This is a genomic window from Neobacillus sp. Soil_C_43 (assembly GCF_057656715.1).
On record NZ_JBDGJV010000020.1, the window covers coordinates 1 to 12,997 of the forward strand.

At 35.2% G+C, this 12,997-nt stretch carries 14 protein-coding genes; 4 read left to right on the forward strand and 10 right to left on the reverse strand.

All coding sequences use genetic code 11. The annotated features are described in order from the left end of the window. Positions 1 to 91: 91 nt before the first annotated feature. The 6 genes from AC3A54_RS21260 to AC3A54_RS21285 form a co-directional block, all read right to left on the reverse strand. Positions 92 to 1,207: an NAD(P)/FAD-dependent oxidoreductase gene (locus tag AC3A54_RS21260; protein WP_487656107.1), complete on the reverse strand. Its 1,116-nt coding sequence runs from the start codon at positions 1,205 to 1,207 to the stop codon at positions 92 to 94. Positions 1,208 to 1,645: 438 nt separating this feature from the next. Further along, positions 1,646 to 2,836, reverse strand: a complete 1,191-nt coding sequence (locus AC3A54_RS21265; RefSeq protein WP_487656108.1) for a MalY/PatB family protein — start codon at positions 2,834 to 2,836, stop codon at positions 1,646 to 1,648. Positions 2,837 to 2,991: 155 nt separating this feature from the next. Beyond that, complete coding sequence (locus AC3A54_RS21270; RefSeq protein ID WP_487656109.1) at positions 2,992 to 3,288, reverse strand: hypothetical protein; 297 nt, start codon at positions 3,286 to 3,288, stop codon at positions 2,992 to 2,994. Positions 3,289 to 3,358: 70 nt separating this feature from the next. After that, positions 3,359 to 4,432 (reverse strand): Ger(x)C family spore germination protein, encoded by a 1,074-nt coding sequence (locus AC3A54_RS21275; RefSeq protein ID WP_487656110.1) that lies wholly within the window; start codon positions 4,430 to 4,432, stop codon positions 3,359 to 3,361. Then, positions 4,425 to 5,519, reverse strand: coding sequence for a GerAB/ArcD/ProY family transporter (locus AC3A54_RS21280; protein WP_487656111.1), 1,095 nt, complete (start codon positions 5,517 to 5,519; stop codon positions 4,425 to 4,427). Before AC3A54_RS21280 ends, AC3A54_RS21275 begins: the two co-directional genes overlap by 8 nt. A 15-nt stretch (positions 5,520 to 5,534) precedes the next feature. Next, on the reverse strand, positions 5,535 to 7,079 hold the full coding sequence (locus AC3A54_RS21285) for a spore germination protein (RefSeq protein ID WP_487656112.1): 1,545 nt from the start codon (positions 7,077 to 7,079) through the stop codon (positions 5,535 to 5,537). A 131-nt stretch (positions 7,080 to 7,210) separates the two neighbouring features. Between AC3A54_RS21285 and AC3A54_RS21290 the strand changes: the two genes are divergently transcribed. The 4 genes from AC3A54_RS21290 to AC3A54_RS21305 all read left to right on the forward strand — a co-directional run bounded on the left by AC3A54_RS21290 (position 7,211) and on the right by AC3A54_RS21305 (position 10,415). Continuing rightward, positions 7,211 to 7,405, forward strand: a complete 195-nt coding sequence (locus AC3A54_RS21290; protein ID WP_308083890.1) for an alpha/beta-type small acid-soluble spore protein — start codon at positions 7,211 to 7,213, stop codon at positions 7,403 to 7,405. A gap of 127 nt (positions 7,406 to 7,532) precedes the next feature. Then, positions 7,533 to 8,573: a DUF3231 family protein gene (locus AC3A54_RS21295; protein ID WP_487656113.1), complete on the forward strand. Its 1,041-nt coding sequence runs from the start codon at positions 7,533 to 7,535 to the stop codon at positions 8,571 to 8,573. Between the two features lie 181 nt (positions 8,574 to 8,754). Then, on the forward strand, positions 8,755 to 9,906 hold the full coding sequence (locus AC3A54_RS21300; RefSeq protein ID WP_487656114.1) for an SLC13 family permease: 1,152 nt from the start codon (positions 8,755 to 8,757) through the stop codon (positions 9,904 to 9,906). Positions 9,907 to 10,055: 149 nt separating this feature from the next. After that, complete coding sequence (locus AC3A54_RS21305) at positions 10,056 to 10,415, forward strand: SET domain-containing protein (RefSeq protein WP_487656115.1); 360 nt, start codon at positions 10,056 to 10,058, stop codon at positions 10,413 to 10,415. Between the two features lie 41 nt (positions 10,416 to 10,456). Here the strand turns inward: AC3A54_RS21305 and AC3A54_RS21310 are convergent, their stop codons facing one another. The 4 genes from AC3A54_RS21310 to AC3A54_RS21325 form a co-directional block, all read right to left on the reverse strand. Next, on the reverse strand, positions 10,457 to 11,020 hold the full coding sequence (locus AC3A54_RS21310; protein WP_487656116.1) for a DUF2062 domain-containing protein: 564 nt from the start codon (positions 11,018 to 11,020) through the stop codon (positions 10,457 to 10,459). Positions 11,021 to 11,277: 257 nt separating this feature from the next. Continuing rightward, complete coding sequence (locus tag AC3A54_RS21315) at positions 11,278 to 11,754, reverse strand: aminodeoxychorismate lyase (RefSeq protein WP_487656117.1); 477 nt, start codon at positions 11,752 to 11,754, stop codon at positions 11,278 to 11,280. Next, entirely contained in the window at positions 11,744 to 12,124 is a 381-nt protein-coding gene (locus tag AC3A54_RS21320) for a hypothetical protein (RefSeq protein ID WP_335548840.1), read from the reverse strand. The genes AC3A54_RS21315 and AC3A54_RS21320 overlap by 11 nt, the downstream gene beginning before the upstream one ends. Before the next feature lie 493 nt (positions 12,125 to 12,617). Next, complete coding sequence (locus AC3A54_RS21325; protein ID WP_308083883.1) at positions 12,618 to 12,968, reverse strand: 2Fe-2S iron-sulfur cluster binding domain-containing protein; 351 nt, start codon at positions 12,966 to 12,968, stop codon at positions 12,618 to 12,620. Positions 12,969 to 12,997 lie beyond the last annotated feature (29 nt).

The window sequence follows — 12,997 nt, forward strand, 5'->3', positions numbered from 1 at the left end:
GAGTCCGGTGGAGTACCGAACTCAAGTCTTAAAAGTTGCATAGAAATATTTTGTCTAACTTTATTGGGTCAGATCAATTGGGTGCTTTTACTTATTCTTTAGTGGAGATTGCACCTGAAACATCATAGCTACCCAAGTCTATTTCCGTTCTTTTTCCTAAGAGAAGCTTGGCCAGTTCTGCCCCGAGATACGGTCCGCTTGTTAAACCGGATGCCCCTAAACCATTAGCAAGATATATTCCATCAAAGTTAGGCAACGCTCCCACCACTGGTAAAAACCCAGGGGTGAACGGTCGGAACCCTACTCTCGTTTCTAGATAAGTACTTTCCGATAAACCAGGAGCTACTTCTAAAGCCTTACTTAATATTTCATTTATTCCACCCGGCGTAATTCTGGTGTCAAATCCAGCTTCATTTTCATGAGTAGAACCTACCACCACACGCCCATCCTCGAAGGTTAATATGTAATGGTTACTTGGGGGGATTACGACGGGCCATTGGCTTGTATTTGATTTTGGTAATTCAAGATGCACAATTTGTGCTTTTTGTGGAGTAACTAAAAACTGAACCCCTAAAGGACGTAGCAGCTCTTTAGACCATGCACCAGCAGAGACGATAACAAGGTCTGCCAAAAATGTTTCAGACCCCACCTTGATACCCATGACTCGGGTTTCCTCTCTAACTATAGACGCATCACCTCTTAAAAAGGTTACTCCATGTTTTATTGATGATCGTATTAATGATTCGCGCAATGCTCTTCCATTTACACGCGCCCCTCCACTTACATGTACAGACCCAAATTCCTCTGACAGAGGTGGGAAAAGCTGTTTTGTTTCTGCTGGCGATAATATCGTAATATCACCTATTTCAGGTGCTTCCTCTCGACGTTTTCGCGCTCGCTCTGCCATTTGTTCGAGCTTATTTATGTCGGAATGAAGACTAATTGCTCCTACACGTTTATATCCTGTCTCTTTTTCTCCGTCTGCCTCTAGCTGTGCAATTAATTCAGGATAATACCGAGCCCCACCTTTTGCCAGCTGATACCAAGCTTTGTTCCGCCGCTGTGACAGCCATGGACAAACAATCCCTGCTGCTGCATCCGTTGCTTGACCTACATCCCCGCGATCCACTAGCGTGACTTCTGCACCAAGTTTTGTTAAGTGATACGCGGTAGACGCACCGAGAATCCCTGCGCCAATGACAATCATTTTCAGAATAAATCACCTTCTTCAATTTATTTATGTCATTATGTAGTATTCTAGCAAAAATAATTACTTTTCATAGTTAAACGTATGAATAAACATAGAAACACCTGACAGTAAGAACATACTGCCAGGCATTTTTTAGGAATAGCCGTCAACTGAGGATTAAAATACCATGACTCACCTTGAAACTAACTTAAAAAAAAGACTTAATGATGTTTTGTTCTCTCTTGCATTCACTACAAATATATTCTATTTCTAATGCATCTTCCCTTACGCTGTGGTCAGTTTCTTTTCCACACAGTTCACAATATAGGTTTTTAGGAAATTCGATCATTACCCACACCACGCTTCATCTTGATCAATCTTGCTTCAACAATCAAGAATACTATTCCCTCGGGATTGAAACATCATACATTTGTTACATCCAGAAACAGAAGAATCTTACTTTAAATCTTCAAATTCCCGTGCGATTCGTTCAAATGCTTCTTTAATAATCGGTCTAGGTGAAGGGATGCAAATACGTTGGAAATGCAAACCTTCTTCTCCAAACATTTTACCGTCTTCAAGTAAGACATTTGCTTTATTATAGATACGATCATGAACTTCTTCTGGTGTTAATCCATAACCACTAAAATCCATCCACATGATATAGGTTCCTTCAGGAATTCTCACCTTTACCCTCGGCATTCTATCGGCTAAGAAATCCACTACCCACTCCATCGTGCCATCAATATATTCCTTCAATTGCTCTAACCAATCTTCCCCCTCATGATAAACCGCTATAAGGGCTGAAACAGTGAATGGGGATGGTAAATGCATGCCCATAACACTACCGAATGTTTTCCTATGTTCTGAATCGGATATTATGACATTCGTACAATGAAGTCCTGCAACATTAAACGTTTTGTTTATGGCTGTAAAAGTAATAATATGCCCCTGCTGATCAGAAGCTTTTGCAATAGGAATAAATGTTTGATTGCATCGAGTTAGATCTCCGTGAATTTCATCTGCAATAATAAGCACATTATTTTTTTCACAAATCTCCGATAATCTTCTAAGTTCATCCTTGTTAAAGATTCTTCCTGTAGGATTTTGAGGATTACATAAAATAAACATTTTGGTTTTTTCATCTTTTGCTTTTTCTTCAAAATCTTCAAAATCAATTTGATAATAGCCGTCTTCATTACAAACGAGAGCATTATTTAATAGTTCTCTGCCATTTGCTTCAATGGCGGATGTAAATGGAGGGTAAACCGGGCGTTGAATAATTATTCCATCTCCTGGCTGAGTAAATGCCCTAACAGCAACAGTCAGTGCATGAACGGTACCTGGGCTAAAGAGAATTTCTTCCTTTTGAATTTCCCAATCATGCCTCTTTTTGAACCAATGTTGAATCGCTTCAAAATACTCATTAGGAAAAATAGAATAACCAAATATCCGATGGTCTACCGTCTTATGTAAAGCGTCGATTAATGGTTGAGGTACGGGTAAATCCATATCAGCTGTAAATAGTGGAATTGTGTTTTCATCATACCTCTCCGTCAGGCCCATCTTTTTAATTAACTCTCCACCATCCCATTTAACAGAATAGGTACCTCTGCGGTTGACGATCTCATCAAAATTATATTTCATGAAAACCCTCCTTTTTATGTTATTTTAACAAAAATGCCTAGAATTTACTTTCAAAACAAATTGTTATGTAACAGGAAATTTAAAAAACACTAGGTATGATAGAGACCTAGTGTTTAGAGCGGACCTTCCACCCTATAACAAATACAGATGTATTTTTAGCGATTATGAAAATAAATGGACAATGCGTTTGCAATATCGTCCACTTGTTCCTTCGCTTGAATAGTATAGTGGTCTCCATCTAATGAAGAGGAGAAGCTATTAAAACCTTGGTTACGTAAGAAGTTATCGATATCGGATAGTTCCTCTCCTTGGGTCTTTAAAGCTTTGTGTCCAACGAAATTATCGTTTACATAAACATCATAGCGATCTTCATTTAATTTTGAATCCACGTCGCTTGAAAGACCAGGGTTAATTATAGGAAAGGTACTATTTGAAGTATTTTGATTAATCATGCCATTCCCTCCAATCATATTTATAGTTACTCTTTCCCAGAATGAACAGAATATGATTGAGTTTTTTATTTTATTGTGCTACTCCATACTCGGTTATGTTTACATTTACCCTCGCCTCAATACTCATCTCTGGATAATAATCCTTGTATCTTTTAAAATCAAAGTTTCTTATTCGACTATTTAAGATATCTCCAATTCCAAGGGAATCAACCTTTAATGCTTGAGTCCTTGAAATAATGCGTTGATAATCTTTATTTAACCGCTCCTCAAATTGATTCTCCAATCTTTGTATAACTTGGTGATTCATTTTTGTTCCTTTATATTCCCTAATTACTCCTTCTATCTCAATATCAATGTTTACTTTTGGAATCGAACCTGTGTTATCCACTTTATAATGCCTTTTTGATTGAATATTCTCAAGGTCTGCTGAAGATTTTTGAACATGCAGTGGATATATCCCAAATTTATAGTCTTCAACAAGAGTTTTAAAGGCAAAAAGTTCTTTAAACGAGATTTTACCAACGTATTTATCTCCTTTAAATAAAGCTATTCCGTTGATCTTAACCTTATCATCCCTTAATACTAATAGAGGTAGAAACAAATCAGAACCTTTTGAATAATACTTATAGAGCATCTGATGTAAATTTGTCTTTGGAATGGTCCCCCTTTTCATATTTTTTTCTAGGATACCGGATATATAGATGCCTGTATCCTGTGTTTCGTATTTTTTTGAAAGATAATCCTTTGCATTTCCCTTTACCACTGCAAGAAAAACTTGTGAACCGACACTAGGGTCTCTATTAAGGTAATCGAGGTAATCATATATTCCATGCCTGGAAACCTCTTCATTATATAAGGCAATCTCTAGTCTTCCGCTTAATAATGGTTTATTTGATTCGGAATCTAGCTTTGAACGATTTTCTCGTAGCAAGGTTGAGATATTTGAAAATGTTCCGCTAGTAATAGATTTATCAGGCTTAAAAATAGGAATAGAAACGGTTCCTCTTACGTGACTTTCATCAATATAGTCATAGCCCACTGCTGTCACTAAATCGATATCATCAATGATATTCTGTTCTGATGAACAACCTGTTACTACCAATAGAATGATTAAGTTAAGTATGAGTAAGTGGTTTTTATTCATTTTGTTTTTTCACCTTGCTATAAATAAAATGACTGATAAAAATGAATGGTATGTATCCTCCCATCATGATATATCCTCCATATGATAGTATCTCACTCAGTTGTCTTATTTGGTTATACCCTCTTATTAATGTCACCATACTTAATATGATCATTAAAGCAATCAGCAAAATGATTCGCTGTTTCACACCAAAAATCCGTTTCATACCTCTCATAAAACACCATATAGCTAAGGTAATGTTAGGGAGTATCACTAAAGCCCATGAACTGATTCCTATATATTCAAAGCGTTCGACAAATGGCATTTTCATTATCTTCCACAAACCTAACGTCGGCCAAAGATTGGATATTAATTGCTCTTCACTATAAAATACGATGGTTACAAGATAAGTGGCTAAATAAAGAAACGTACTAAATGCAATACCATAATGGGCCCATTTCTGCGATTTTTTAGGCTCCTTGATAAAGGGATAATAAATAAAGAGCGTCTCAAACCCTAGAAAACTAATTACCATCCCTTTCGATGATAACAAGATTTCCTTAATGGAATGGTTCCAAATAGGAAGTAAGTTTTCACCATGCGCAAATTGTAATGGAAACAATAAAGTCAAAACTAAATATAAAGGCAGCATAACTCCAAAAAAACAAATACCAGTCACTATTCTAAAACCACCTTCTACTATGTAGTAAAGGAGTGGTAGAAAAAACAAGCATAATGAAAATAAACTAATTCTTGGAAACATCCAAACCTGAATGACTTCAAAATAAACTCTGATAACCACAATAGCAATTAAAAGAAAATAAAGCAGTATGGCAATATTCAATAAGTTACCAATCCATTTTCCAAAAATTATTTGATTAATGGCTAAAACATCCGTACCCTCTTTATTTAACACGTGAAACATCATCCAAATCAAAACGTGTATAAGCGTACCAGTTAGTAAAATAGAAATCCAGGCATCATTTCCAGCCCATCTTACAATTTCAGATTGAAATGTAAGAATTCCCACTCCAATTTGAATGGAATGGACTAAGAAAAAAACTAGATACGGTGAAACCTGGAATCTTTCCTCAACAGTTGATTGCATTATTTTTCACACCAATCACTCATCAACATCTTTATTTTCTTTTGCTTTTTTGGGATTAAAACGTAATGGATTTTCTGTTTGGAGCTTAATAGGTCTCTTAGCGCTAGATGAAAACGGAAACCTAAAGATAGCATCTTTTAGATCTTGTAAACGACTAGGATATAACGGTTCCAAAAAGGGTCTTCCTAATGAAGTTAATCTCAGTAAATGGGTTAACAAGTAACAAAAGCAAATGACCACACCTAGCATTCCATATATATTCGCAAATAATAGAAACGGAAAGCGGAGTAAACGAATCGTGTTACCCATTTGATAAACAGGAGTCGTAAACGACGCAAGGGCAGCTAGAGCAACAATAATCAGAAGGACATTACTAGTTAAACCCGCTTCAACTGAAGCGGTCCCAATAACAATCCCTCCAACGATACCAATTGTTTGTCCTACCTTGGTTGGAAGCCTGGCACCCGCTTCTCTTAATAGTTCAATCGTTAATTCGAGAAAAACTGCTTCTAATATAGGTGGGAGTGGAACACCTCTTCTTGAAGTAATAAGTGTTCCCATTAAATCCTTTGGAATCAATTCATAATGAAAAGTCAACGCCGCCACATAAATTGGAGTAACTAAGATGGAGAAGCTTACTGCAAATAAACGAATGATTCGAAAAGTTGACGCAATTAATGGATTTAAATAATAATCCTCAAAGGCAGAGAAAAATTCCACTAAGGAAGTGGGTCCAATTAAAGCATGAGGAGACCCATCAACAATAATGACTACCTTTCCCTCGGCCAATACGGCAACTACACGATCCGGTCTTTCTGTATCAACTAATTGTGGAAATAATGATTTATGATTATCTGATATGATCTGTGTAATAAATGAGCTATCGATAATTTGGTCAAAATCAATCTCAGACACCCTTTGAATGACCGTATTGACATTTTCCTCATTAGCAATACCAGCAACATACAAGACAGCAATATTTGTTTTTGATAATCTGCCAATTTCAAATTGCTTAACTGTCAATTCCTGAACAGGTAATCTTTTTCTCACTAAATTGATATTAATATTTAAAGATTCTACGAATGCTTCCTTCGGCCCTACAACTGAAAACTCCACTTCAGGCATGGAAATGGTACGAGACTGATGGGATTCTGATTGAACCAACAAACAGGAAGGATCATACTCTTCTAATTGAATAACCACGTACCCTGAATGCAGTTTATTTCTTATTGTGTTTACATCACTTGTAATAATGATATTCTCTATTGGAATGACCGATTTTACACTTTCTAGTGAGTTTCCGCTTGCTTTTTCTAAATAACACATAATATCTTTATGTAAAACATCTGGATCCACAATAGTTTGATAATAAGAAATCCAGTAATGGTGGTTTATTACTGGGTAACAGTAGTGAACGAAGTCATCTGATTTCATGGATGTTCTAATTAATTCAAAGGCATTTTTCAACTCAGTCTTTTCATTAGATTGATTGGAATCTTTTGTTGTTTCCTTTACCTGAGTATCTATTGGTAGTTGGAATTTTGGTTTTCTTTTGAACATGCATTCACATCTTTCTTTCTACCTTTTTCATCTTTAACCATTATTTTCTACCATTATGTTTTTTTTAATCGGTTAAATTAAATACGAGCAATTTTTAATTGCTCAAAAAACTTCGTCGGGAGTGATGTATCATGGCTAGAAACAAACTTTTGGTTCCTGGTGCAGAGAATGTTCTGGATCAAATGAAGGAAGAAATCGCCAGCGAGTTTGGAGTTCAACTTGGTGCTGATACGACCGCACGAGCAAATGGTTCAGTAGGCGGCGAAATGACAAAACGTCTTGTCGCATATGCTGAACAAACATTAAGAAATCAACAAGGTCAATAATCTGTGATTTCCAAAATAGAGGCTGCCATTATGGCAGCCTCTTTCCTTAATTTTTTACCTGAGAAAAATTAGCATAACTTTTAATTCTTAGAAAAAACTAAGAAAAAAGAGCTAAGGGGACTGTTAGATGGAATTGAATCAACCCATTCAACCGATTAATTTACGTCCAATTCAAACACAGACGAGTGCAAAGTTAACTGCTCCGGAAATGGCCAAACTTTGGGCAACTTACGTTGGCAACAGTATGTCAAATAAAATATTACATTACTTCCTACAACACGTTGAGGATGATTTAATTAAGACCATAGTAGAAAATGCTTTTTATTTAACTGAGGATTTTATGCGAAGAATTGAACAAATACTAAATAAAGATAACTTTCCTATTCCAAAAGGTTTTACAAAAGATGATGTTAATTTGAATGCTCCTCGGCTATTTGAAGAAGAATATTACGTGCATTATATAAAATATGCTGCTAAGGCAGGAATAAGTATATATAGCGTTGCACTTCCAATCGTGTTACGTGAGGATATTAGAGATTTTTTTATATATTGTAATTCTTGTACCATTGCTCTTTTAACACAAATAAATGATATTTTAATGACAAAGGGGCTAATTATTAAACCACCTATTCTTCCCATTCCCGATAAAGTGGACTTTGTTAAGGACCAAAGTTTTTTACATGGGTTTATGGGTAAAGTTAGACCTCTACATGCACTAGAAGTCACTCACCTTTACGATAACATTGAAAACAATGTCACAAGTAAAGCATTGATACTAGCATTTAGCCAAGTTGCCAGAAACGAAAAAGTCAAACAGTTGTTTATTCGGGGGACTGAAATGACTGATAAAGCAGTGTCCAGTTATAAAGAAAAACTTCATAAAGATAACCTACCCTCTCCATCACTTTTAGATCATTTGGTAACTGAATCTAAGGTTGCTCCTTTTTCAGACAAACTCATGCTCTTTCACAAAGTGGATATGTTTTCAATGAAAATAAGAGCATTTGGAAATTCAGTAGCAGTAAATGGGCGACGAGATATAAGCTTGCTGTATGCTCGCTCACTCAAGAGCATAGCTTTGTTTGTCGATGATGGTGCTAATATCCTGATTGAAAATGGCTGGATGGAACAGCCACCACAAGCTGCTGATAGAGAAGATTTGTTGTAAGCACCCAATTAAAAGCCGTGACCATAAAAAAAACGGCTTTTTTTCTATTCACCTGCTTATTGACAAGGATAGAAATTGAATTTATTGTAGTCTTTGGTTTGTTATTAATATCTGATAAGGCATATTAAATAGTTTACAGGTTTAATATAACAAGCCTAGAATTGTAATCGGTGGTGTACTCGTGAAGGAATCTGTCGTCATTCAGCAGAAAAAAAGTCCGAATTTGAATTTTAGTCTATTAAAAAAAGACCTGGTTTTTACGATCTCCTTTATCTTAGCAGCTATAAGTTGTTTCATTCGTATACCCAAAATTGAATATATTAATTTTCATGTTTTGATAAGTTTGTTTAACCTGATGCTTGCTATAAAAGCTTTAGAAGAATTAAAGGTACTAGACAAATTTGCGATATCTATCTTGAATAAAAATAAAAATAGTAAAAGTGTCTCAGCCATTCTTATTATATTTTGCTTCTTTAGCTCAATGTTAGTGACAAATGATGTTGCTTTACTTACTTTTGTACCCTTAACCCTTTTAATTAGTAAAAAGACCAAAATAAATATGATTGACACTATTATTTTACAAACCATTGCCGCTAATATTGGAAGCAGCTTAACTCCAATGGGGAATCCACAAAATTTATTTATTTATTCTTTTTACGGTTTAAAACCCATGCCGTTCTTCATGGCTGTCTCTTTTATTGCTGTGCTGGGAATAGGAACTCTATATTTCCTTTTTCAAAGACTTGAGCCAAAAGAAATAAAAGTTGATTTATATCCTGTTACTGTTGGAGATCAAAAAAAGGCAATCGTTTGGGGAATAGTGTTAGTCATCATCATTGCATCGATATTTGGTGTTATCAGTTACCCTCTCGCACTTGTCATCACACTTGGTACAGCGTGTATTGTTAACGCTACTCTACTAATAAAAATTGATTATCTTCTGCTAATTACTTTTGTTTGCTTTTTTATTTTTATCGGGAATATTTCCAATACAACGGCTGTACAGACATTTGCAAGTGTCAGCATGAAAGATCCTTCTTCCGTCTATTTTAGTTCGATTGGGTTAAGCCAATTGATTAGTAATGTTCCTGCTTCGATTCTACTTGCACAATTCTCTACAGACTGGAAACCATTACTCCTTGGTGTAAATGTGGGTGGATTAGGTACGATAATTGCTTCATTGGCCAGTGTTATTTCCTATAAACTGTTTATTCAGGCAAACCCGAATGAAAGTAAAAATTACCTCATTAAATTCAGTATATATAATTTTGCATTTTTAGCATTTTTGGCCATTTCTCAATATTTAATTTTTATTATTCTAGATATTTTGTAATAAAGCCGTATTCTCGAATGAGAAAACGGCTTTTTTCTTTTTCGTTATGGAAGGACCCAAACAAATATAACTTAGTGAGCATAGATTAGTAGAAAAATCTTACCGTGATTTTGCCTAACAAGAGTTTGAATGATGGTGGTGTATAAAAAGTGTTTGAAGTGAAGAAATGTAAATACGGTAGAGGCATATTTGCAACCCGGGATATCCAGAAGGGCGAACTTATTCATGTAGCCCCAGTCATCATATCTCCTAAGAATGAGTACAAATATTTAAAAAAGACCATCTTGATGGACTATGTATTTTGGTGGGGAGAAGATTGTGCTTTAGCATTGGGATATGGTTCTTTATTTAACCACTCCTATGCACCAAATGCTTTATACAAACTCCGAAAAAAGGAGAAAACAATTGACTTTTTTGCTTACACAGATATTAAGGAAGGTGAAGAAATCAAAGTTAATTACAATGGGGACCCCGATGATGATACAGAAATTTGGTTTGAAGTCCTTTGAAAAATTGATAAAAAGAGGCTGACTCATAGCAGCCTCTTTACTCAAATATAATTATTTTCAAGATTTTTTTTTCGAAGCGCTTGTTTATTTAAGATTCTAGTTAGTCGCTTCGTTTTTTCTTTTTCGTAAAAATAATGAACAATGAAGTAAGAAATTACGCCAAATACGACCCCAAAAATTGCCATTCCAATTAACACGTGGACTCCTCCATGAAGAAGACTGATTACACCTCGAAAATCACCGTGTAATAAACTTTGAAAGGAAAATGGAGTATTATGTCCTAATTTAACCTTCATTGGAAAGATAATTTTCCCGATTTTTTTTGCAAAAGGTAATAACAGTACGGGGAGAAAGGTAAGTTTCCCAACAACATTTCCAATAATTGCTGCTGGCAAAGAACCTTTGGCAAGTCGAACAACGGGCAAAAACAATATATATATCAGTGATGCAGAGGAAAGAACAACCATTTCCATACCAAAGCCAATGGCAAATCCAAGCGATACCTTTCGAGCCCCACCTGGTGAACGTAGCAGTTTTATGAAATTATACTTGAACGCTCGTCCTAAGCGCTGAATAAAATTATATTTTTTACGTTTATTGGTCATATGCCTACTTCCTCTTTAACAACAGATTTATAAAGAATGAAGATAATTTCAGCTTGGATGGTTATTACTTAAATAATTACCTTGCCATTATCATTACACTATAAATAAATAATAAGTCACATTTTGTGAAATGTAAACGAAATCACACCGATAATGTCATTGTTAAATTTTTTCTTTTTTTGAACTAGTTATAAGCCTATAAAAAAATACTAGGTATTTGAAAACCTAGTACTTTTTATTGATGTAATTGATTTTTTTTACTTAAAAATAGTTGAAAGAACTTGGTCGAATGTCATTTCACTATCTACTACATATGTCCCCGGTCGCAATTTGTTCGAAAGCCCTCTTTGCTCTATGATTTGAGAAAACTCGAAAGCGTCTGAAACGATTTTAGTTGGTATAAGCATTTTTCCTACATCGAAACTTGTCATACCCTCGGTTACGTTAACGGTTACTACTGTCTTAGAAGGCTTATCGTTTTCTGTTGCTGCCTGTTTTGTTTTAGCATCCTTTACTGCTTTTAAATTTTTATCATAATCTGCTTTCTTTTGAACTATGTAGCCTTTAGCTACCAGCTTCTTTTCCATTTCTTTTACAGATGGTTGCATAGTTATTGTTTTGTCGGTTTCCTTTGTTTTTGTAGATGCATGATCATGCGTAAGGTACACGACGCTACAAATACTTGTGGTAAGTAGAATACCTGCTGCAAAGCTGCTTAATAAGTTAATTCTCATTGGCAACTTTTCTCCCTTCATCCTTTAAGTGTTGGTAAGGTATAAGCAGCTGTTCAATTTCACTTACTGTTACTTGTTTCATTTCAGCAATGCTCTCAACTGAATAATTTCGTTTATATAAATCTAGTACTTCACGCGTGAAAAGTTTTTCATTAGAAGAAAGTTGAACACCTGCCTCTTTCATCACCACTTCCATGTCAAGTTCCATATTACGAATCGTCTCTTGAATCGCATTGATTTCCTTCATTGTTGAAATATGTGCTAAATCAATTTGTTTATGTTCTACTTTTGCAGCATGATTCGTTTTAAGAATAGAAAAGATTAGCAGTAGTACGGAAACCACAAATAACGAAATTAATGTCCATTCCATTAGAGTAACGCCCTCCTTCTTATAAAGAGAAATTTGCAAGTCCTTATTATACATCGAAACGACAAATTATTCGATTTAAATCATAAAAACAAGTAGAAAGTCGGAGGGATTTGACAAATTACGGTGAAATAGGAATTCATTTCTCTGGTATAATATTCTATAAAAATCCACTCCTGGAGTAGATGTAACAAAAAAATAAATCCACAAACCTTCTAACCATTTAGGAAGGTTTGTGGATTTATTTATTACACCTGAACCAGGTGTTAGGCTAATGATCGTAGTTTTTTATTCTTTTTTAATTGCAGTGGCTGATGAGTATAATAAACTTTTACAAGTGCACGACTATCACAAAGTGAACATTTTATATGATAGGAAGCTTTACTAATATGGGGAGTTTCTAAGAATGGTAATATTTCTTTCATATGCCTGTCACATGCCCACATGATCTCACCCCGAATAGAAAGTTTTATAGATTAATATTCTTTACTTGGATTTATTTTACGGATGATACTTCTTTTTGAATCTTTTCCGGCTTTTTCTTAATTACTTGTTTGGTAATTTCCTCATCCCAAGAAATCGTAATATCCCCATTTGTCACAAAGGTTTGACACCCAAGACGATATCCATTTCCTAACCACTCTTCACCTAATTTTCTTCGTTCCTGTACCTTTACCTTGTCAAGATATTCAGAACCTTCTTCAACTTTAAAAACGCAGGTACCACAAATACCTCCACCGCAACGATTAGGCAACTCCCCATCATAACGGAGTGACATTCTCAAAATATTTGAATTGTCCGGAACCTCTAACCGCTTATTACTGTTTTTGAAATGAATGTTTGGCATATGATCATTTCCTCCCTTATATTAATCTA

What these genes read in the sequence shown, in the direction of transcription:
- AC3A54_RS21260 (WP_487656107.1), bottom strand. Translation starts at nt 1,207, where the DNA reads ATGATTGTCATTGGCGCAGGGATTCTCGGTGCGTCTACCGCGTATCAC.
- AC3A54_RS21265 (WP_487656108.1), bottom strand. Translation starts at nt 2,836, where the DNA reads ATGAAATATAATTTTGATGAGATCGTCAACCGCAGAGGTACCTATTCT.
- AC3A54_RS21270 (WP_487656109.1), bottom strand. Translation starts at nt 3,288, where the DNA reads ATGATTAATCAAAATACTTCAAATAGTACCTTTCCTATAATTAACCCT.
- AC3A54_RS21275 (WP_487656110.1), bottom strand. Translation starts at nt 4,432, where the DNA reads ATGAATAAAAACCACTTACTCATACTTAACTTAATCATTCTATTGGTA.
- AC3A54_RS21280 (WP_487656111.1), bottom strand. Translation starts at nt 5,519, where the DNA reads ATGCAATCAACTGTTGAGGAAAGATTCCAGGTTTCACCGTATCTAGTT.
- AC3A54_RS21285 (WP_487656112.1), bottom strand. Translation starts at nt 7,079, where the DNA reads ATGTTCAAAAGAAAACCAAAATTCCAACTACCAATAGATACTCAGGTA.
- AC3A54_RS21290 (WP_308083890.1), top strand. Translation starts at nt 7,211, where the DNA reads ATGGCTAGAAACAAACTTTTGGTTCCTGGTGCAGAGAATGTTCTGGAT.
- AC3A54_RS21295 (WP_487656113.1), top strand. Translation starts at nt 7,533, where the DNA reads ATGGAATTGAATCAACCCATTCAACCGATTAATTTACGTCCAATTCAA.
- AC3A54_RS21310 (WP_487656116.1), bottom strand. Translation starts at nt 11,020, where the DNA reads ATGACCAATAAACGTAAAAAATATAATTTTATTCAGCGCTTAGGACGA.
- AC3A54_RS21315 (WP_487656117.1), bottom strand. Translation starts at nt 11,754, where the DNA reads ATGAGAATTAACTTATTAAGCAGCTTTGCAGCAGGTATTCTACTTACC.
- AC3A54_RS21320 (WP_335548840.1), bottom strand. Translation starts at nt 12,124, where the DNA reads ATGGAATGGACATTAATTTCGTTATTTGTGGTTTCCGTACTACTGCTA.
- AC3A54_RS21325 (WP_308083883.1), bottom strand. Translation starts at nt 12,968, where the DNA reads ATGCCAAACATTCATTTCAAAAACAGTAATAAGCGGTTAGAGGTTCCG.